The organism is Staphylococcus sp. ACRSN (assembly GCF_022346615.1).
Taxonomy (GTDB): domain Bacteria; phylum Bacillota; class Bacilli; order Staphylococcales; family Staphylococcaceae; genus Staphylococcus.
On sequence record NZ_JAKRNS010000005.1, the window covers coordinates 169,701 to 192,581 of the forward strand.

Consider the following 22,881-nt stretch of genomic DNA (forward strand, 5'->3'; position numbering starts at 1 on the left):
GATATTGATTAATGAAGAAGTTATTATTTTTAATTGTGTCAGCATTATTTATATTAGCTGCATGTTCTGGAGGTAAGGAAAAAGTTACAGTTGGCGTCGCATCAAATGACACGAAAGCATGGGAAAAAGTAAAAGAATTAGCAAAAGATGAAGACATCGATTTAGAAATCAAACAATTTTCAGATTATAACGTACCAAATAAGGCTTTAAGTGATGGGGATATTGATATGAATGCCTTTCAACATTTTGCATTTTTAAATGAATATAAAAAGGCACATAAAGATGCAGATATTTCAGCTGTTAGTACGACGGTATTAGCACCATTAGGTATTTATTCTGATGATATTAAAGACATCAAAAAAGTGAAAAATGGTGCAAAAGTTATTGTACCAAATGATGTATCTAATCAAGCACGTTCGTTGAAGTTATTGGAAGATGCAGGATTAATTCAATTAGATAAAAACTTTGGATTAAGTGGTTCGATCAAAGATATTAAATCCAATCCTAAGCATTTGAAGATTAAGGCGGTAGATGCTCAACAGACTGCACGAGCATTATCGGATGTAGACTTATCAGTAATCAATAATGGTGTTGCTACTAAAGCAGGTCTAGATACGAAAAAAGATCCAATTTATAAAGAAGATTCTAAAAATGATGCAGTAAAACCATATATCAATGTTATTGCTACAAAAGATAATAAACAAGATGACAAAACATACAAAAAAATCATTAAATTATATCATTCAAAAGAAGCACAACAAGCACTTAAGAAAGATACAAAAGAGGGAGAATATCCTGTAGACTTATCTAAAAAAGAAATTAAGAAAATTGAGGATAGTTTAGAAAAATAAATGAAAGTTAACTGTCTAGAAAAATAGTGTAATTATTTTTTGAAACTATAGAATATGGTCATAAATATATATTAATAAAGAGAGCTAATCCATTTGGATTAGCTCTCTTTTGATCATTAGTCATTAAAAATGATTGAATTAATAATATCTAAAACCGAAGAAATTCATAATGAAATCCATCCACAGTCCTCCTCTCTCTGCGTATTGAGGATTTTATTATATCATTATATTAAAATATATCAATAAAATTCTATAATAAAATTATAGAAAACAAGAGGATCTATATCGTGTTTTATAATAATACAATTGTGGAATGAATGTATGCATGCTTATATAGGTGTATTTTGCTAATAATTTATCAGTGAAATGCGCCGCTAGATTTAACTAAATATCATACTTTAATAAATTATCAGGATTAAAAGCATTATTACTTAAATTAATTAGGAATAGTCGGAACTTCAGATATGAGTTTTTGTGTATATGAAGCTTGAGGATGTTCAATGATACTTTCTGAATCATTAATTTCGACGATATTACCATTTTGCATTACTGCAATGCGGTCGCACATTTCCTTTATAACACCCATATCGTGTGTAATGAATATATAAGTAATTTCCATTTCTTCTTGAATACTTTTGAGCAATTGAATGATTTCTTTTTGAACGGAAACATCTAATGCAGATACAGCTTCATCGCAAACAATTATTTTCGGGTTAATGGCAATTGCGCGTGCGATGCTAACTCTCTGACGTTGTCCTCCAGAAAGTTCATGAGGATAGCGATATAAAAACGTTTCATCTAAATCAACCTTTTGTAGAAGTTCTTTTACTTGTTCTTTTAAAGTATGTTCATTTGACACTAGATGATGAATTTTTAATGTACGTCCAATAATATCGATAACTTTAAATCTAGGATTTATAGAAGCAAATGGATCTTGGAAAATCATCTGTATATCTTTCCGTAATGGTTGCATTTCTTTAGAACTAAATAGACTTAAAGGAATATCTTTATACCATACATAACCATCTGAAACGGAATTAAGACCGACTACCGTTTTTGCTAATGAAGACTTTCCTGAACCTGATTCACCAACAATACCTAATGATTCACCCTTTTTAATATCTAAATCAATATGATTAACAGCTGTAAATGTATCATTATTTCCTATTGGATATTCTACACTGACATTTTCAAATTTTAGAATAATTTCATCGCTAATTTGTCTTGGGTATTTAGGCGCATGTAAATTAGGTACAGAATTTATAAGTTTTTGTGTATAAGCAGATGTTGGATTGTTAAAAATATTCTCTACTGAACCTGACTCTACTACCTCACCTTGCTTCATCACAATCATTTCATCGCAAAATTGATAAACAACGCCCAAGTCGTGTGTAATAAATATAATTGAGGTATCGATATAGTCATATAAATCTTTCATCAATTCTAGTAGTTGATTTTGAGTGCTAACATCTAGTGCTGTGGTTGGTTCATCTGCAATTAAAATTTGTGGTTCTAGTACAAGGGCCATAGCAATCATTACACGTTGTCGCATACCTCCAGAAAATTCATAAGGATAAGCATTAAAATTACGCTCGATATTCTGTATACCAACTTTTTGTAAAATATCTAAAGCCATTGTCTTTGCTTGTCGTTTATTTATTTTTTTATGTTGAAGTATAACTTCTGTAATTTGTTTACCGATTGTGGTTCTAGGATTTAGTGACGATATAGGATCTTGGAAGATCATCGCAATATCTTTACCGCGTATTTTTTGAAAGGCTTTACTATTAAATTGAGTTAAATTTTGATTGTTAAATGAAATTTCACCAGAAATAACAGGAGCAGGAGAATCTGGCAGTAGACCCATAATTGATTTAGCAGTAATACTTTTACCAGAACCTGATTCACCAACGATTCCCAAAATTTTCTTCTTATCTAATTTGAAACTTACATTTTTGACTGCATTAATTGCATTATTGCCGTGATTGAATGTCACACCTAAATTTTTAACATCTAATAATGGTGGCATGTGGCAATCCTCCCTATTCACAAATATATGTTTTTAATCTATACTTTATATATCATACTAATCTACTCGAGTATAACTTACAAGGAGGGATATTTATCTATCAATATAGTCAGGCATTCAACTCATTGTATAATCAACTGTTGTATCGTATTTTATTTTCAATATTAAGTTTACCTATTTTTTTATATGCCATTATAAAATATTTATTTTCTGATAATAACAGTGTAGGCAAACAACAGACTTTAGAGATTGAAAAAATTGTTCAAGCATTACAACAAAAATATGTATATCTAAAAGAGCAAAAGTCAAAGCATCAATTAACTAAAGAAGCACAGCATATTTATAATAGAAGAAATCGTTATGATGATAGCAAAATAACGAATGACTTTACTTCATTTTATAAAAAACTACTGTTTAATAATCATCTGATATTAAAAGTTATTTTAGCATTCCCACTTTTTATTGTACTTAGTTTTTACTTGAATCCTCTGGTTAGATATATATTTGAGAGAATCATTATGGCAATCATAGTTATTGTTGGTGTCATTACGGTTGTATTTACAATTCTATATTTATCCCCAATGGATGCTGCGTATAGCATATTAGGGCCAGATGCAACTAAAGATCAAATTCAGCAATTTAACGAAACGCATCATTTAAATAGCTCATATTTACTTCAATTATGGGATGCGATAAAAGGCGTATTTACATTTGATCTAGGTACAACTTATAAAGGCAATGAGGTAGTTACACATGCAGTGGCGCAAAGAATTCCAATTACACTATTGCTAACTTTAATTGCTTTATTTATCGCAATAATAATTGCTATACCAATAGGTGTAGTGAGTGCATTGAAACGTAATAGTTGGATCGATGTTGTTTTAATGACAATTGCATTAATTGGTTTATCTATACCCAATTTTTGGCAAGGCTTACTATTTATATTAACTTTCTCTTTAAAATTTAATATATTACCACCATCATATATGCCAGATAATCCTTTTTCTTTAGTCTTACCAACTTTAGTTATTGGTACAGCGATAACGGCTTCTATTACAAGAATGACGCGTTCTTCTGTGTTAGAAGTGATGAGAAATGACTATGTTATGACAGCCTATGCCAAAGGTCTATCAACAAATCAAGTAATAGTAAGACATATTTTGAAAAATGCACTTATACCTATTATTACTTTAATTGGTTTACTTGTGGCTGAATTACTCGGTGGCTCAGCTGTCACTGAACAAGTTTTTAATATCAATGGTATAGGTAGATATATAGTTCAAAAACAACTTGTTCCAGATATTCCAGCTGTTATGGGTGGCGTTGTTTATATATCAATAGTCATATCACTTGTGAACCTTATGATTGATATTTTCTATGCTGTGATAGATCCGAAATTACGTAGCGAAATTAAAGAAAAGGAGTAATTGTATGACTCAACACAGATATATGATTCCTTCATTATTGATATTTTCAGTATGTGCTATATTGACATATACTTTGGTGATTTTAATTGCTTGTATAAATTTATTTAAAGGATATGTGGTGGATACATTTTATATAACACAATTCATTTTAATTATGTTAACTATAGTAGTTGCATTTTTAGGTTTTGGAGTTAATTTTTGGTATGAACAAAAAGTTTTGAGATACATAGGATATAGCATATTAATTATCTTAACAGTTACAGGTAATATATTTACTTTGTTAATGTTTATCAGCATTTTACGTTATAAAAAGACTTCAGAATTAGGTATTTATAATAGTTGGGAATCTTTTGTCAATAAAATGAAAGCGAATAAAATTGCTAGTGTGAGTGTAGTAATATTAGTATTTATGATTACTGTTTCGGTGATGTCGAAATATTTATTTGATACTACTTTAGCGACGCAAAATCAATTTGATGAATTATTAAAAAATCCAAGTCCTATGCATCCATTCGGTACTGATGATTTTGGAAGAGATTTATTTACAAGAATTGTAGTAGGTACAAAATTGACATTCTTCATTTCTATTATTTCAGTAGTTATTTCAACCATTCTAGGTATGTTTTTAGGAATGATAGCAGGATATTTTGTGAAAATTGATAATCTTGTAATGCGAATATTAGATATAGTTTTTGCGATTCCTTCTTTACTTTTAGCGGTAGCTATTATTGCGTCATTTGGTGCAAGTACAACTAATTTAATTATTGCACTTAGTATTGGAAATATCCCTTCTTTTGCTAGAACGATGAGAGCTAATGTATTAGAAGTGAAACGAATGGAATATGTTGATGCTGCTAGAATCACTGGGGAAAAAACACCACGTATATTATGGAGTTATATACTACCGAATTCATTGTCACCGATGATAGTTAGATTTTCGTTAAATATTGGTGTGGTTGTTTTAACGACAAGTAGTTTGAGTTTCTTAGGTTTAGGGGTTTCGCCAGAAGTGCCAGAATGGGGAAACATCTTAAGGACTGGTAGTAATTACCTTGAGACACATAGTAACTTAGCAATATTTCCTGGGTTATGTATTATGTTGCTTGTGCTTGCCTTTAACTTTATTGGTGATGCAGTACGCGATGCACTTGATCCAAAAATTCAATAGAATAGGAGGGCTGAATGTGAAAAAAATCATTGGTATTTCCATGGTTGCTTTAACGATGATATTAAGTGGTTGTAGTATACCAACTAAGTCAGAATTAAAGGATTCTACACAACATGTAAATGTTAAGGGAGAAAAACCTACTATAAAATTTTTAGGTCAGGCTAGTTATGAAAATGATATGAATATCGTTAAAGATCAACTTGAAACGGCTGGATTTAACGTGAAGATGAATATTCAACCTGATTATGGTAGTTACAGAACGCAACGTGAAGCGGGAAACTATGATATTGAAATTGACGATTGGACAACCGTATTCGGTGATCCAAATTACTCAATGAGTTCATTATTTGGTTCGGAAGGATCAAACAGTTTAATTAAAGATGTTAATGTAGATAAAATGATAAATAATGCTAGTAAAGAAGATAAAAGTAAAGCAAAAGAGACTTATAAAAAATTAGAAAATGAAGTCATTTTTAAACAGGGGTATATGGCACCATTATATGGCGCTAAGAAAAATTTAGTTTACGATAATAAAGTATTATCCCCAAAAAGCGTAGGGTTACCAAACTCTCGCGCTTTAATTTGGCAACAATTTGATTACAATAACAAAAATGATAGAGGTACACGCCCTCTTGTTATGACACAAGAAGATGGTGAGCTTCAATCCTTAGATCCAATACGGTCAATTGCACCTTCTGTCTATGGTATAGATATGAATATGTATACTCGACTACTAACATTGAACGACAATGACCAAATTACAACGGATGGTTCCTTAAGTAAAGATTATGCAGTTGGTAAGTCTAATGATGAATTTTATTTCTTGTTAAGAGATGATGATTATTTTGCAAAAGTTGAAAAAGGTGCAGCGAAGAAAACAACTGAAAGAGTTAGTGCAGACGATGTGAAATTTTCTTTAGATAGGGCAAGAGATAAGCATTCAGTACCAGATAATAACACTTATAATATGCATCAACATATTAAAAATGTTGAAAAGCTATCGGATGCAAATATGAATCAATTGAAAAATGTTAATAGTAAAGATGGGAAATCAATCTATGATAAATTGATTAAGAAACACGGAGTTAAATCGTTAGTTACAAATGATAATGAAGTAAATAACAAAAAAGGTGACTATCAGATTGTTAAGATATCTACAGATCAACCTATGCCTAAAGAAGTGAACTACCTAACACATTCTTCAGCGGGTATTTTGTCTAAAAAATATGTTACACAAATTAATAATAATAAAAATTCACCAGATTATGGTGACGCAAGTGCGATTCCTTCTAAAGATCATTTGGATAATCAATTATATGCTAGTGGACCATATATCATGACTAAGAAAAACAGTTATCAATCTTCTTTAATGCGTAATCCAGGATTTAATGAGGATGAGAAAAGTGAGTACGGACCTGCCAAAATCAAAAATATTACGATGAAATTTAATGATGATCCTGATAATACTGTATCAGAAGTACGTAACCATTCTATAGATATGGTTACAGATGTAGATCAAAAAAACTTTGATTTAATCAAATCGGATAAAGACTTAAGTATTACTAGAAAAAATGGGCGTAAATCAGTATTTTTAATGATAAATAGTAAAAGTGGCATCTTTAAAGATAATCCTTCATTGAGACGAGCAGTAGTCTATGCTATGAATCAACAGCAATTTATTAAATTTTATAGAGGAGATAAATTTAGAATTGCTTCACCAGTTACCCCATTACTTGATACAGGTAATAAACAACGCCAAGATTTAAACTTAGTGGAACAAGAAATAAATAAGAAATAGAATTAAGTATGTTGTAGGTCGAATTTATAAGCGTTTTAACATTAAAAGATAGCCTGAAATAAAAGTGAAACTATCTCATGTTAGCTTTGAATTTCGGCCTTTTCTACTAAATTAGGAGGAACTTTAATTGAAGTTGAATAGTAAAGTGATAAATGAAGGCGTGAAAAATGAGGAAGGCTTGATATCAGTCTCCCACCCATTAGCTGCAGATGTCGGGAGAGAAATTCTAGATCAAGGTGGAAATGCAATAGATGCTGTTATTGCGATGCAACTTTCGTTAAATGTCGTAGAACCATTTACCTCAGGCATTGGAGGCGGAGGTTATTTACTTTATTATGATAATAAAACTAAAAAAGTAAAAGCGTTTGATGCTAGAGAAACTGCACCTAAAAATATTGATAGACATTTTTATTTAGATGACAAAGGCGAGCATAAAAATTTCTTTGATTTAAGTACACATGGCAAAACAGTTGCTATACCAGCGATACCTAAATTATTTGAGCACTTGCATAAAAATTATAGTAATTTAACACTTTCACAATTGATAAATCCTGCAATAGAACAAGCTGAAAATGGGCATAAAGCTAATTGGGCAACTGAAAAGTATTCTAAACATCAAATTGAGCGTATTAACAAATTTAAAGAGACACAACGTGTCTATACCAATGAAGTAGGAGATTATTTCCATAAAGATGATTGGATAACGTTTCCTGATATCGCAAAAACATTTCGTATCATAAGAGATCAAGGATTTGAGGCATTTTATACTAGTGAAATAGCTGATAAATTAGTAGATATCGTGCATGAAAATGGAGGAACGATTACTAAGGATGATTTACTGGAATATCAAATTCAAATTAAAGAACCAGTTACATCGAATTATCGTGGTTATGATATACATGGAATGGGCCCTTCTAGTTCTGGTGGCATAACAGTTATTCAAATCCTGAAGTTGTTGGAGCAATTTGATATTAGTGCCATGGGTCCACGTTCAACAGATTATTTACATCATTTAATCGAATCTATGCATATTGCATATAGTGACAGAGCTAAATTTATAGCAGATGACGCTTTTTACGACATTCCAGTTAAAGAACTAATCGATGAATCCTATTTGAAAGAGCGTAGTCAACTTATTCATGATGATTATGCTAATTTTGAAATCGGACCAGGAAGTACTATTCCTTCTGTTGAGTCACATACTAATGTAGATGAAAAGCATACAGAAACTACACACTTTTCCGTAACTGATAAAGATGGAAATATCGCATCTTTTACTACATCAATAGGAATGATTTATGGATCAGGTATGACTATACCAGGATACGGTATTCTATTGAATACAACGATAGATGGTTTTGACGTTGTTGAAGGAGGAATCAATGAAATTGAATCCAATAAACGTTCTTTAAGTAATATGTCCCCTATAATTGTTACTAAAGATGATCAACCAGTATTAGAAGTCGGTGCTCCAGGTGCAATCAGCATTATTGCTAGTGTTGTACAGACATTAATTAATGTTATTGATTTTGATATGACAATTCAACAAGCAATTGGTGAACCTCGTATCTATACGAGTAATCCCTCAAGAATAGAATGGGAGCGTCAATTTAAACAAAGTACAATCCTTGAATTAATAGCCAAAGGTCATGCCTTTGAGCTAAATCCCGAAAGTTATATTGGTGACGTACATGGCCTACAATTTGATATTGAAAACGGCTTGGTTAGAGGGGGAACAGACGATACCCGAGAAGGCGTGGTTATAGGGAAAAATGACAAATATGTAAGCATACAAGAACCTCCTATAGAACAACAAGTAGATGCACCTTTTAGAATTTACTTAAACAAAGTAGCACTACCGTTATTTAAGTTTCAAACTAAGATTATTAAAGGTAAGTTTTTCATTTTAACAGAAATTGCGAATTTTATATTTAATCATAAAAGTAATAATAAGTATATACAAATTATCGAAGACCAAGAATTTATTGATATTGAAGCATTTTCTAAAAGTTTAGAATATAAAGTTGTAAAAGAAGAAAAAAATCTTTATCTATATAAGGATTTTGAACAAAGAATTGATGAAAATGAAGCAGAATATTATCGATATGACAAAGAAAGTATTACACGATAATATTTTAATGAAATGCTGTTATATCAATGCTCAATCAAATAATTATAATAAAATTATTAATAAATTGTTAGGTTATATTACTTTGTGTGTAATAACTATTTACACAAATTTTTAATTTTCTGAAAACTATAATAGAATTACATTATGCTTCAAACAAGAGGAGTGATTATATGTTATCAGGATTATTAAAACCAATTGTTGATTTAGTAGCTGCATTAGGTCTGTAAGGTGTAACAGGTGTGTAAGATAGCTTTCGATAAAACAACGCCAAGTTTTATCAATCATATTGTAATCCCAAAAATGTCTAGTTTGAACGTTGTCGGTTAGAATCTTCAGTAAATGTATGTACTGGTAATACTTCCTACATAAAGCCCACTCTATCTTCAAGATAGAATGGGCTTTTGTATTTTAAATATTATTTAACAGATAAATTCACTTCTTGTAAAAATAATTTAATCAAGGGATTATCCCAACTTTTTTTCTTGGTTAATGCAAATGTATAAAAATATGGCAAATCGCCATAAACTGGATTAATTATTTTCAATTGTTGATTTTGTATTTCAGTGGCAACTGTTCTAAATGGTAAAACACTAAATCCTATATTATCTAAAAGGAAAGTTTTTATCGTGTGAATACTCCATAATTCAGTTTTTTTCTTTAAATTAATATCATGCAGTGCAATGAATTTTTCAAAAGCTAATCGATAGGTGCTATCCTTTTCATTAATTACAAAATGGTTATATACATTATTACTCAATAGTTCTGGCAGTGTGTCAGGTGCATCATAATGTGTAACGATAACTAATCGTTCCGTGGATAACTTACTTGTATGAATATATTTATTATTTATGGTTTCATTTACGACAAATGCAATATCGACCTCGCTATTCATTAATAAAGTTTGATTATAACTACAAGAATTATTATAAATATCTAATTCTATTTCAGGATATTTTGTTATAAAATTTTTGATTATATCACTGAGACCTGTCGTTAAAACCGACTCTGGCGCTGCAATTTTTAATGTGCCCTTATTAATATTTTGGTTTGAAATATTTAATATTTCATCGTGTGTAGCAATATAATCATTAATTAATGGTAATAATTGAATTAAAAATTCTGTTGGTACAAGTTGCTTATGGTGATGCGTGAATAAATTATTTTGTAATTCCATTTCTAATTGATGAATTTGTTGTGAGATATTTGATTGTGTGTAGTTAAGCAATCTAGCTGTGTCAGTATAACTACGTGTTTTTACTAACGTCTTTAAAATCGTTAACTGTTTGATGTTCATCGAATCACCTATTAATTTTATTTATAAAATGATAATAACATTAATTTTACTTATTTAAATGTTGAACATAAAATTTACATGAGGTGAATTTTATGACGGCATTTTTAATATATGTATTTGTAACATCCATTACGCCTGGGCCAAGCAATTTATATATTTTAGATTCATCAAAAACTTATGGCATTAAAGGTGCAAAAAAATTTATTACGGGTGTACTGATCGGATTCTTATTTCTTGCAGTAATCTCAGTGCTAATATTATTTAAATTTGAAAATGTTATTATAAAAATTGAGTTGTTACTGAAATATTTGGGATTTATTTACTTAATTTACTTAGCGTATAAAACATACCGTTCGACAAAGAAAGATGTAAATAATAAAGCATATGAGACGTTTAAAGCAGGATTTTTATTGCAGGTGCTCAATATGAAATCATTATTATTCTTTATAACGTTAATGGGCGCATTTATTTTACCTATAGCAAATGAAAATGCAACGCTATCTTTATATATGATTATGACCGTAGTCATTGGTTGGTTGTGCTTATTGGCATGGGGATTTTTAGGAAGCTTTTTAAAAAGTTATATAGAACAATATGATCGACCATTTAAAATTGTGATGTCCTTATTATTACTTTATTCTGCAATTAGTATATTTCTATAAAGTTCAATTAAACATAAATTACATAATAAGTATGGTATAGAAGTATATTTGTTCATGAAATTTTATTATACATTCTCATAATTTAAAAACGAATAACAATCTTTGAAGTATTATTTTAGCCACTCTAAATATTAATATAACAAAGAAACTGACTGCGACATACTTCATGTCGTAGTCTTTTTTTTATACTAAAAGTTACCATTATATAAATTTTATTAGAAAAGAAATTATAAAAAACTTTAGTAGAGCACATGTTGAATTAATATAAATATTATAAATTTAATGATGTAAAAATTAAAATTGACATTTAAAAACTGCAGTGATATCTTTAAGTCTTAGTAGAATAATCGGGATTAATAGAGAAGTAGGTGCAATAATGGAAAAGAAATATATGAAATTGGGATTATTTTTAGCGGGATATGGGCATCACGTTGCGAGTTGGAGGCATCCACATGCAGCAGAAAGAGGTCCGATGGATTTAAATCATTTAGTGGATATTGCTAAAACAGCAGAAAAAGGGAAATTTGATTTACTATTTCTAGCAGATAGTTTGTTTGTTTCTGAAACGTCACATCCAAATATATTAAGTCGATTTGAACCATTGACATTATTATCGGTGTTGGCCAGAGAAACTCAATCAATAGGATTAGCAAGTACAGCATCAACCACTTACGAAGAACCATTTCACCTAGCACGTATCTTTAGTTCATTAGACCATATTAGTAATGGACGAGCAGCATGGAATATTGTGACTTCATCTATTAATAGTACAGCTGAAAATTTTAATGGAACGAGACACATGGAACATGAATTGCGTTACGAACGCGCTGAAGAATTTGTAGAAGTGACTAATAAATTATGGCGTTCTTGGGAAAGTGATACCTTCTTACGTAATAAGCAAGATGGTGAATTTATAAATGCATCTAAATTACATACAATCGATCATCAAGGGAAGCATTTTAAAGTGAAAGGCCCTTTAAATATTGAGCAATCTCCACAAGTTAGACCATTGTTAATTCAAGCAGGTTCATCACCTACAGGAACAGAACTAGCCGCAAAAGTTGCGGATGTTGTATTTACTGCACAGAGTAATAAACCAGATGCACAGTCATTTTATGAAAAATTAAAACAAAAGGCGAAGCGTTATGATAAATCAAATAACCAAATCGCAATTATGCCTGGTCTATTTCCTGTGATTGGAGATACTGAAGCACAAGCAAATCAATATTATCAAGAATTACAAGATTTAATTTTACCTGAAGTTGGATTAAAAATATTAGCACCATATGTCGGCGAAATCGATCTCACACAGTATGATTTGTCTACAAGATTTGCTGACATTAACTTCGATACAGGTAATGGTGTTCAAAGTAGATTCGAAGTGATATTAAAAGATGCCGAAGCAAACGACTTAACACTCGAACAAGTGATGAAACAAGTTGCCGGATCAAGAGGTCATCACATAGTAATAGGAACGCCAGAACAAGTTGCAGATAAAATGGAAGATTGGTTCGTAAATCAAGCGGCAGATGGATTTAATATTATGCCCCCGCTTTTACCTACACAATTTGAAAAATTTGTTGAGCAAGTGATACCTATTTTACAAGAAAGAAATTTAGTCCAAAAAGCATATACTGCTGGGACACTGAGAGAAAAATTTGGTTTAACCAATCATTAGGGAGGCACAAGTGATGACTAATATACGTAGAGCTACGTATGAAGATGCCGAGATTATTGTAGCGTTGATGTACCAAGCGTACGAGCCGATAAGAGATTTGGGTATTCATTTTGAATCAGCACATCCAACGATTGAAAAAATAAATAAGAATATAAAAGAAAATATTTGTTATGTGTATGAAGTAGACGACAAGTTAATAGGAACAATTTCTTTAAGAATGCCTTGGAGTCATAATCCAGGTCCTTACCATTTCCCGCATATATGGTGGCTTGCTACACATCCATCATATAAAGGACAAGGGATAAGTAAATTATTGCTTGATTATATTGAAGCAGATGCCATCAATCAAAATTTTCATTCTCCAGCCGTCACTTTAGGTACAGCAAGCAATCATCCATGGCTAGTTGAGATGTATGAGCATAGAGGTTATCAAAAATTTGGTAGTAAAGACCTTGGGAAGGGTCATATTACCCAATATTTAATAAAAGTCATAGATGAGACGTTATTTGAAGGTACGGAAATACTTAAACAGAAATTTACAGATATTACTTATAAGGAGGATGAATAATTTGGATTTTGATCCGATATATTTTTTAGAAAGCTTTCCTAAAATATTACCTTTTTTACCAATTACACTTTATTTAGCACTTATCTCCTTAGTTATATCAGTTGTTGGGGGATTAGTGCTTGCACTTATTCTTAAAGCCAATATACCTGTTATAAAACATTTGGCACTATTATATATTTCCTTTTTCCGTTCCATACCGAGTCTGGTTCAACTCTTTCTAATTTATTATGGATTACCACAATTAATTCCTGATATGAAAGTTATCGATGCTTTAACTGCAGCGATAATAGGATTAAGTGTAAAAAATTCAGCATATTTAGCAGAAATATTTAGAGCAGCAATCTCCTCAGTAGATAAAGGTCAATTTGAGGCTGCTCATTCTATAGGTATGAGTAAAACACGTACATATTTTTCAATCATTTTACCGCAAGCTACAAAGAACGCTATACCAGCAACAGGAAATATTTTTGTCGGTTTAATCAAAGAAACATCATTAGTATTTACACTAGGTGTGACAGAAATATTTGCTAAAAGTAAACTTTTAGCATCTGCTTCATATAAATTTTTAGAGACTTTTTTAGCAGTAGCAATTATTTATTGGATAGTAACAATTATTTTCAGCTACCTACAAAATATATTAGAAAAACGAGTGAATAAACCATACGAAAAGTGAGGTGTTATGAATGATTAAAGTCAATCATTTAAAGAAGTCATTTGGCAAAACTGAAGTACTAAAAGATATTAATTTTGAATTAAATCAAGGAGAAGTATTGGCAATTATTGGACCATCTGGTTCAGGAAAGTCTACTTTATTGAGATGTTTAAATTGGTTAGAACAACCAGATGGTGGAACAATTTCAATAAACAACATTGATATTGAAATAGAAAATATCAATAAGAAACAAAAACAACAATTAATTAAACAATCAGCAATGGTATTTCAACATTATAATTTATTTAAAAATAAAACAGTACTTCAAAATGTCACGATTGGCTTGAAGACAAATAAGCAATTAGATCGTAGTGCTATTGATGCACGTGCAAGTGATTACATCGAGCAGGTTGGTTTATCTGATTTCAAACACAAATATCCAGTAACTTTATCTGGGGGACAACAACAGCGTGTCGGTATAGCTCGAGCATTGGCGTTAGATACACCAGTATTACTTTTTGATGAACCTACATCAGCACTTGATCCTGAACTTGTATCTGGTGTATTGAATGTCATTAAATCCGTAGCAAAATTAAACAAAACACTGATAATCGTTACGCATGAAATGTCCTTTGCTGAGGATATCGCTGATAAAGTCATATTTATGGAAGATGGTTTTATTGTGGAAAGTGGTACTCCGAAACAAATTTTTAACAATCCAAGACAGGAACGTACTGCAGAATTTGTGAAAAATGATAAAGGTGTTAAATAAAATAGAGGTGATGCTATATCGTGAATTTCACACAACGTTTTATCCAATCTATTACAGCATCTGCCATAACCATTGGTAATGAAGAAAAGTTATCTGCACAAAAAGGCTTGATTGATGGTATAGCTACAGCATTTGCTGCTCAAAACAATGAAGTAATTAATCAACTTATTCAAAGTTTACTATCAGAACAAGGTGTTGGACAAAGCCCAATTATTGGATATGAACAAAAGCTTTCTGCAAGAGATGCTGCATTAGTTAATGGTTATATACTCCATTATTTAGATTACGATGATGTTCACTCAGATGTGAGAGGTCATGCTTCATCCGTAATTATTCCTAGCTTACTTGCAACTGCGAATGGTAATCAACGGAGTTACGATCATTTCTTAGAAAGCTATATTATCGGTATCGAAGTAGCTGCACGAATCGGTCGTACAATTGGATCTCAACACTACGAAAAAGGCTGGCATACTTCATCCACTATTGGAATTATTGGAGCAGCTGCCGCTAATGCCTATTACTTAGGATTAGATCAAAATAATTTTGCAAATGCTATAGGCATAGCAATTACTGAAATGAGTGGTTTGCGTGCTCAATTTGGTACAGATGTCAAACCACTACATATTGGACTAGCTGCCCAAAAAGCATATATGGCAGTGAAATATAGTGAATTTAATGTGGTTGATGGTAATAAAGACATGTTACCGGCACTATTTGCTACTTATAGTGAGCAGCAAGACCCACCAGACAGTTTAATCAAGGAGGATAATGAGTCATGGGCTATCGTGAATCCAGGACTATGGTTTAAATTACACCCATGCTGTTCAGCAAATTATCATGCGATTGATGCTGTTAAAAATATTCAAAAAAAATACGCACTTCCAATTGAAACTATAGACACAATTAATGTCATCTTTCCGCTACAGGGAGATGCAGCTTTAAAATTTACAAAACCAACCAATGGCATTGAAGGCCGATTCAGTGTGGAATATGTTATTGCCAAATTACTATACAATCATCAACTTACTTTAGAAGATTTTTTTGAAAAAGAAATTAGTACTGAAATACAAAGTTTAATGTCTAAAGTACGGCGTACATATGATGAAACGATTAAAGCACAATCTAATGCATTACCAAAAGGAAGATTTACGATTGTCGAAATCAGAGACAATTTAGGTGAAATATATCGAGAACGTATCGATACACCAAAAGGGAGTCCCAATCATCCATTAACAATGGATGAAATAATAGAAAAACTCACATTATACGCACCAAAACATGCAAGTAATATACAACAGCTATTTAATCTAAACAATACAGGAGAATTAATCACATATATTGTGACAGGAGGATAATTTATATGAAAAAACTATTAGCACTTACACTAGTGGGGCTATTTATATTAGCGGGTTGTTCATCAGGTAATGACAAAGGGACAATTGTAGTTGGAACAACGGGACAAAGTTATCCTAACTCATATGAAAAAGATGGGAAATTAGTAGGATATGATATAGAAGTATTTGAAAAAGCGGCTAAAGAAGCAGGTTATAAAGTAAAATGGGTTAAAGCAGATTTCTCAGGTATTATGGGACAATTAGATTCAGGACGTGTTGATTCAGTAGCCAATGCAGTTGCTGTTACGGATGAACGTAAAGACAAATATCAATTTTCAAATCCTTATTCATATATAGGTAGCCAAATCGTAACTTCAAATAAAAATAAAACAATTAATGACTTTTCAGATTTAAAAGGGAAAAAAGTAGCAGGCGTGATGGGCTCAAATCACACTGAGGCATTAGAATCATTCAATAAGAAAAATAATTACGATATGAAAACAAAAACCTATGAAAATAGAGAAAGTGCAATGCTAGATTTAGATAACCGACGTATTGATGGATACATTAACTCTAGTTCAGTACTTTCAGCTGAAAAAAACAAAAAGGATAAGAAAATCAAATTCGTAGGCAAACCAATAAATGTTGAAGCTACAAGTTTCCCATTTAAAAAAGATAATACGGATAAGAAAAAAGATATCGATAAAGGTATAAAAACTTTAAAAGATAACGGAGAACTAAAAAAACTTTCTGAAAAATATTTTGGAGAAGATACAACTAAAAAATAGTAATCTAAAAAGACACACTTTTTTAAAAAAGTGTGTCTTTTTTTGTGTTTAGAATTACATTATTATAACATTTATTACACTTTAGTATGTTTAAAATAATATTAACTAAAATAAATAGAAATTTGCACAACTTTACCTAATTTAATAGTTGAAAAAAATAATCCAATAGTGCATAATCTTTTTATGGTATATACATCTTGAGGGCTGTCATAGTAGTTTTTATTGAATGTTTTAAGTGTTTGAAAATTTGTAGAATTGGGATAAAAAATGAAAAGAGGAAGATCATGTCGAAGAGAGAAAGAGAGTTTAAACGGAGTTTTAATGAAGAAAAAGCGCGTGTAAAACTTTACAAATCAGGTAAAAATTGGGTTAAAGCCGGCATAAAAGAAATTAAATTGCTAGGTATACTGGGATTACCTATTTTTAGTAAAAGTACAGAAAAAACACAAGAAGAAACTAAGCGCACATTTGGGGATTCAGTTAAGCGAAATACTTTAAAAACCACGGGGATATTAGGTGGTGCATTTGCAGCTAATATGTTACATAATCAACACGCATTAGCTGCTTCAGAATTACCAGTCACTTCAGAACTATCATCACAAAGTGAAACAGTAGGTAATCAAACATCGACAGCTATTAGTAAATCTGAAGGTAGTGAAAGTGAAACGTCAACATCAGAAAAAGCAGACAGCGAAAGTGAAGCCTCAACATCAGAAAAAGCAGACAGCGAAAGTGGAGCCTCAACATCAGAAAAAGCAGACAGCGAAAGTGAAGCCCCTCAACATCAGAAAAAGCGGACAGCGAAAGTGAAACATCAACATCAGAGAAATCAGATAGCAAGAGCGAGACATCAACATCTGAGAAGTCAGATAGTAAGAGCGAAGCCTCAACATCAGAAAAATCAGATAGCAAGAGTGAAACATCAACATCAGAGAAATCAGATAGCAAGAGCGAGACATCAACATCTGAGAAGTCAGATAGCAAGAGCGAAGCCTCAACATCAGAGGAGTCAGATAGCAAGAGTGAAGCCTCAACATCAGAGAAATCAGATAGCAAGAGCGAAGCCTCAACATCAGAGAAATCAGATAGTAAGAGTGAAGCCTCAGCATCAGAAAAATCAGATAGCAAGAGTGAGACATCAACATCAGATAAAGATAGCAGCACAAGTTCAGATAAGTCATCAACAAGTGACAACAATAAATCTAGCAAGCTAAGCACTTCAGAAGACTTAGGATCAAATACGATTACTTTATCAACATCAACATCTGAATCAACAAGCACAGCACCAATACAACTTAGATCGTTAAGTAGATTAGCTACTACAAGCGCATCTACATTTGCTGCAGCTGCTGCAACAACATCACAAACACAAACGTATACAGGTGCGGGAACAGATACAAGATATAACATACCTATTTATTACAAATTGGTTGCAACAAGTGATGGTCAAAACATGACATTCACTTATACAGTATCTTACGATAATCCGAATACATCAACAGTTGAAAAAGCGCCTACTGCTATGAGTAGTAGTTATTCAATTAAAAATACAACTACAAGTACATCACCAATGTTTACATTAGGTGATGGTTATGGGAAACCTACTACCTCTTATAACTATGTTGTTGATAAATATGATGGTTCAGAGGTAACAGCAGTTCCATCAGGTAATCTACCAATAACTCAAACTGGTAGTGGTTATTCGTGGTCAAATGATTATGCGATGAATGGTTATTATGCGAAACAAGGCGCAGGGCTAGTTACAACTTGGACAGTACCAATCACTGGTTCTGGTAGTAACTATACTTGGACATTCACACCATTTTCATCATCAACAACAACATCAAATAACTATTTCACTGGTACTATTACTGGTACTGATCCAGTATCATCAGCAAGTGCATCAACATCGACTAGTACAAGCGTATCAGCATCAACAAGCAAATCAACAAGTATTAGTACATCAACATCAAGAAGTACAAGTACCTCATTAAGTACATCAACATCAAGAAGCACATCATTAAGTACATCAACAAGTAATTCGTTAAGCGCATCAACAAGTACGAGTACATCAACAAGTAATTCGTTAAGCGCTTCGACAAGTACAAGTACATCAACAAGTAATTCGTTAAGTGCTTCGACAAGTACATCAACATCATTAAGTACTTCAGTATCTGACTCAGAAAGTGCAAGTACATCATTAAGTACATCAGTGTCAGATTCAGAAAGTGCAAGCACATCACTAAGTACATCAGTGTCTGACTCAGAAAGTGCATCAACATCATTGAGTACTTCAGTAAGTGATTCAGAATCAGCAAGCACATCATTAAGTACTTCAGTATCAGATTCAGAAAGTGCAAGCACGTCATTGAGTACTTCAGTATCAGGATCAGAAAGTGCATCAACGTCGTTGAGTACATCAGTATCTGACTCAGAAAGTGCGTCAACGTCATTAAGTACATCAGTGTCAGATTCAGAAAGTGCATCAACATCATTGAGCACATCAGTGTCTGACTCAGAAAGTGCGTCAACATCATTGAGCACATCAGTGTCTGATTCAGAAAGTGCATCAACGTCGTTGAGCACGTCAGTAAGTGATTCAGAATCAGCAAGCACGTCATTAAGTACATCAGTATCTGACTCAGAAAGTGCAAGTACGTCGTTAAGTACGTCAGTATCAGATTCAGAAAGTGCAAGCACGTCATTAAGTACTTCAGTATCAGATTCAGAAAGTGCAAGCACATCATTAAGTACGTCAGTATCAGATTCAGAAAGTGCAAGCACGTCATTGAGTACTTCAGTATCAGGATCAGAAAGTGCATCAACGTCGTTGAGCACATCAGTATCTGACTCAGAAAGCGCAAGTACGTCACTAAGTACTTCAGTGAGCGACTCAGAAAGTGCAAGTACATCATTAAGTACATCAGTGTCTGATTCAGAAAGTGCAAGCACATCATTGAGTACATCAGTGTCTGATTCAGAAAGTGCAAGCACATCATTGAGCACGTCAGTGTCTGATTCAGAATCAGCAAGCACATCATTAAGTACTTCAGTATCAGGATCAGAAAGTGCATCAACATCATTGAGTACATCAGTGTCTGATTCAGAAAGTGCATCAACATCATTGAGCACATCAGTATCTGACTCAGAAAGTGCAAGTACGTCATTAAGTACATCAGTGTCTGACTCAGAAAGTGCATCAACATCATTGAGTACTTCAGTATCTGACTCAGAAAGTGCAAGCACATCACTAAGTACTTCAGTGAGCGACTCAGAAAGTGCATCAACATCATTGAGCACATCAGTGTCTGACTCAGAAAGTGCAAGCACATCATTAAGTGCTTCAGTATCAGATTCAGAAAGTGCGTCAACATCATTGAGCACATCAGTGTCTGACTCAGAAAGTGCGTCAACATCATTGAGTACATCAGTGTCTGACTCAGAAAGTGCGTCAACATCATTGAGCACATCAGTGTCTGATTCAGAAAGTGCAAGCACATCATTAAGTGCTTCAGTATCAGAATCAGAAAGTGCATCAACATCATTGAGCACATCAGTATCTGACTCAGAAAGTGCAAGTACGTCATTAAGTACATCAGTGTCTGATTCAGAAAGTGCATCAACATCATTGAGTACATCAGTGTCTGATTCAGAAAGTGCGTCAACATCATTGAGTACTTCAGTATCAGATTCAGAAAGTGCAAGCACGTCATTGAGTACTTCAGTATCAGGATCAGAAAGTGCATCAACGTCGTTGAGCACATCAGTATCTGACTCAGAAAGCGCAAGTACATCATTAAGTACGTCAGTAAGTGATTCAGAAAGTGCAAGCACGTCATTGAGTACTTCAGTATCAGGATCAGAAAGTGCATCAACGTCGTTGAGCACATCAGTATCTGACTCAGAAAGCGCAAGTACGTCACTAAGTACTTCAGTGAGCGACTCAGAAAGTGCAAGTACATCATTAAGTACATCAGTGTCTGATTCAGAAAGTGCAAGCACATCATTGAGTACATCAGTGTCTGATTCAGAAAGTGCAAGCACATCAATGAGTGGATCAGGATTAGGCTCAACAAGCGCATCAACATCAATGAGCACATCAGAATTTAACTCAACAAGCACATCAACTTCACTAAGCACTTCAGAATCATTAGCAGTAGAAACTAACAATGGTTCAGAATCAGCAGTGAAAAATCATAAAGAAAAAGTTGAATTGCCAGATACAGGTAAAGATACAGAAAATAGCAATGGTTTAGTTGGTGCTACATTAGCTATGCTTGCAGGACTTGGTTTAATTAGAAAATCAAGAAAGAATAAAAAAGAAAGCAAAAAATAATGTGTAGTTAAAACATTCAAATATTAATATCAAACAAAGAGGCTAAGACATCGTATATTAGAAAGATTAATTTTAAAAAATAAATTAATTTTTCTAGGTTAAAAATGATACATGTTTTTAGCCTCTTTGATATAATATTGCTAAAAAAGAGGTATATTGTGGAAAATAATGTGGTGAAACGTATTTTTAAACAAAATGAATATAGAATTTTATATAAAAGAATATTCTTTACGTGCCTAATACTCATGATTTATATACTGGGAAGTAATATATCTATTGTTGCTCAGGAAAATACACATAAAGAAGTGAGTTCATTTTATAAATTAGCAGTTTCCAACACAGGTGGAGATTTAAATACATTAAATGTTTTCTCACTAGGTTTAGGGCCTTGGCTAACGGCAATGATTATTTTTACATTATTGTCTTATCGTGATATGGAAAAAGCAGCTAAGCAGACTAAGTTAGAAAAGCATTATAAAGAAAAAATACTTACTTTAATTATCTGTTTAGCACAAGGATATTTTGTTATAAATGAATATGTGATTAAAGATAAAATCCATTCTGAAAATATTTACTTGCTGTTACTTGTATTAGTAACAGGGACGATGTTTTTAGTATGGCTTGCTGATCAAAATACACGCTATGGTATTGCTGGACCGATGCCAATAGTAATGATGAGTATTGTAAAAGCATTATTTCAACAAAAGTTAGCACATTTACATACGAGTACATTTGTACTCGTATTGATTTGTGTTGTGATTATCTTAGCGTTACTTACATTATTGATCATGGAATTAATTGAATACCGGACAAACTATAAAGACATTATGAATTTTTCAAATCAGGATATTAAAACATATCTAGCATGGAAAATTAATCCTTCTGGTAGTATTTCGATAATGATTAGTATTTCAGTATTTGTTTTACTAAACAATCTGATTAATTTATTCGTAAATAGTTTTATATCTGACAAACATGTTAATTTACAAACGTTAAGTTTTAATAATTGGGTAGGAATAACAATATATATTGTTATTCAAATGATACTAGGATATTTACTTTCAAGATTTTTATTAAATACAAGAAATAAAGCAAAAGACTTTTTGAAAAGTGGGAACTACTTTGAAGGTGTGAAACCGGGTAAAGAAACGAAAAGGTATTTGAACAGTATGGCAAGACGCGTTTGTTGGTTTGGTTCAATTGTTGTAACAATAATCATTGGTGTGCCTTTATATAGCACTTTGTTAGTTCCAGAATTATCACAACAAATTTATTTTGCAATTCAATTAATTGTCTTAGTTTATATAGGTATTAACATAACGGAAACGATTAGAGCATATTTATACTTTGATAAATATAAGCAATTTTTAACTAAGTATTGGTAAGGAGTTTA

General features: G+C 32.2%; 16 protein-coding genes and 1 pseudogene. 15 read left to right on the forward strand and 2 right to left on the reverse strand.

Annotated features, from left to right (window positions below):
• The first annotated feature begins 11 nt into the window (after positions 1-11).
• Entirely contained in the window at positions 12-851 is an 840-nt protein-coding gene (gmpC, locus tag MHZ36_RS06755) for a dipeptide ABC transporter glycylmethionine-binding lipoprotein (RefSeq protein WP_239230526.1), read from the forward strand.
• A 436-nt stretch (positions 852-1,287) separates the two neighbouring features.
• Here the strand turns inward: gmpC and MHZ36_RS06760 are convergent, their stop codons facing one another.
• Positions 1,288-2,880, reverse strand: coding sequence for an ABC transporter ATP-binding protein (locus MHZ36_RS06760; RefSeq protein WP_239230528.1), 1,593 nt, complete (start codon positions 2,878-2,880; stop codon positions 1,288-1,290).
• A gap of 125 nt (positions 2,881-3,005) precedes the next feature.
• Between MHZ36_RS06760 and MHZ36_RS06765 the strand changes: the two genes are divergently transcribed.
• The 4 genes from MHZ36_RS06765 to ggt all read left to right on the forward strand — a co-directional run bounded on the left by MHZ36_RS06765 (position 3,006) and on the right by ggt (position 9,404).
• On the forward strand, positions 3,006-4,307 hold the full coding sequence (locus MHZ36_RS06765; protein ID WP_239230530.1) for an ABC transporter permease: 1,302 nt from the start codon (positions 3,006-3,008) through the stop codon (positions 4,305-4,307).
• A gap of 4 nt (positions 4,308-4,311) precedes the next feature.
• Entirely contained in the window at positions 4,312-5,475 is a 1,164-nt protein-coding gene (locus MHZ36_RS06770) for an ABC transporter permease (protein WP_239230532.1), read from the forward strand.
• Between the two features lie 16 nt (positions 5,476-5,491).
• Entirely contained in the window at positions 5,492-7,273 is a 1,782-nt protein-coding gene (locus MHZ36_RS06775) for an ABC transporter substrate-binding protein (protein ID WP_239230534.1), read from the forward strand.
• 133 nt (positions 7,274-7,406) lie between these two features.
• Positions 7,407-9,404, forward strand: coding sequence for a gamma-glutamyltransferase (gene ggt, locus MHZ36_RS06780; protein ID WP_343237204.1), 1,998 nt, complete (start codon positions 7,407-7,409; stop codon positions 9,402-9,404).
• Positions 9,405-9,819: 415 nt separating this feature from the next.
• On the opposite strand, the gene MHZ36_RS06785 is transcribed toward ggt, so the two are convergent.
• A complete protein-coding gene (locus MHZ36_RS06785) occupies positions 9,820-10,698 on the reverse strand; it encodes a LysR family transcriptional regulator (protein WP_239230537.1) in 879 nt (292 codons plus the stop codon).
• Between the two features lie 92 nt (positions 10,699-10,790).
• Between MHZ36_RS06785 and MHZ36_RS06790 the strand changes: the two genes are divergently transcribed.
• The 10 genes and pseudogenes from MHZ36_RS06790 to secY2 all read left to right on the forward strand — a co-directional run bounded on the left by MHZ36_RS06790 (position 10,791) and on the right by secY2 (position 22,873).
• Complete coding sequence (locus tag MHZ36_RS06790) at positions 10,791-11,360, forward strand: LysE family translocator (RefSeq protein WP_239230539.1); 570 nt, start codon at positions 10,791-10,793, stop codon at positions 11,358-11,360.
• A 376-nt stretch (positions 11,361-11,736) separates the two neighbouring features.
• The gene (locus tag MHZ36_RS06795; protein ID WP_239230541.1) at positions 11,737-13,038 is read left to right on the forward strand and encodes an LLM class flavin-dependent oxidoreductase; all 1,302 of its coding nucleotides are present in this window, start codon (positions 11,737-11,739) and stop codon (positions 13,036-13,038) included.
• Positions 13,039-13,051: 13 nt separating this feature from the next.
• Positions 13,052-13,606: a GNAT family N-acetyltransferase gene (locus MHZ36_RS06800; RefSeq protein WP_239230543.1), complete on the forward strand. Its 555-nt coding sequence runs from the start codon at positions 13,052-13,054 to the stop codon at positions 13,604-13,606.
• Complete coding sequence (locus MHZ36_RS06805; protein ID WP_239230545.1) at positions 13,599-14,279, forward strand: amino acid ABC transporter permease; 681 nt, start codon at positions 13,599-13,601, stop codon at positions 14,277-14,279. Before MHZ36_RS06800 ends, MHZ36_RS06805 begins: the two co-directional genes overlap by 8 nt.
• A 10-nt stretch (positions 14,280-14,289) precedes the next feature.
• Positions 14,290-15,030 carry an amino acid ABC transporter ATP-binding protein gene (locus MHZ36_RS06810; RefSeq protein ID WP_239230547.1) on the forward strand — a complete coding sequence of 247 codons (741 nt, stop codon included), beginning with the start codon at positions 14,290-14,292 and terminating at the stop codon, positions 15,028-15,030.
• Between the two features lie 20 nt (positions 15,031-15,050).
• Positions 15,051-16,385, forward strand: coding sequence for an MmgE/PrpD family protein (locus tag MHZ36_RS14385; protein WP_239230549.1), 1,335 nt, complete (start codon positions 15,051-15,053; stop codon positions 16,383-16,385).
• A gap of 5 nt (positions 16,386-16,390) precedes the next feature.
• A complete protein-coding gene (locus MHZ36_RS06820) occupies positions 16,391-17,152 on the forward strand; it encodes a transporter substrate-binding domain-containing protein (protein ID WP_239230551.1) in 762 nt (253 codons plus the stop codon).
• Positions 17,153-17,436: 284 nt separating this feature from the next.
• Entirely contained in the window at positions 17,437-18,366 is a 930-nt protein-coding gene (locus MHZ36_RS06825) for a KxYKxGKxW signal peptide domain-containing protein (protein ID WP_239230553.1), read from the forward strand.
• A 677-nt stretch (positions 18,367-19,043) separates the two neighbouring features.
• Positions 19,044-21,488, forward strand: a pseudogene (locus MHZ36_RS14425) (LPXTG cell wall anchor domain-containing protein); the annotation flags it as partial.
• Positions 21,489-21,670: 182 nt separating this feature from the next.
• The gene (gene secY2 / locus MHZ36_RS06840; RefSeq protein ID WP_239230592.1) at positions 21,671-22,873 is read left to right on the forward strand and encodes an accessory Sec system protein translocase subunit SecY2; all 1,203 of its coding nucleotides are present in this window, start codon (positions 21,671-21,673) and stop codon (positions 22,871-22,873) included.
• Positions 22,874-22,881: the final 8 nt, after the last annotated feature.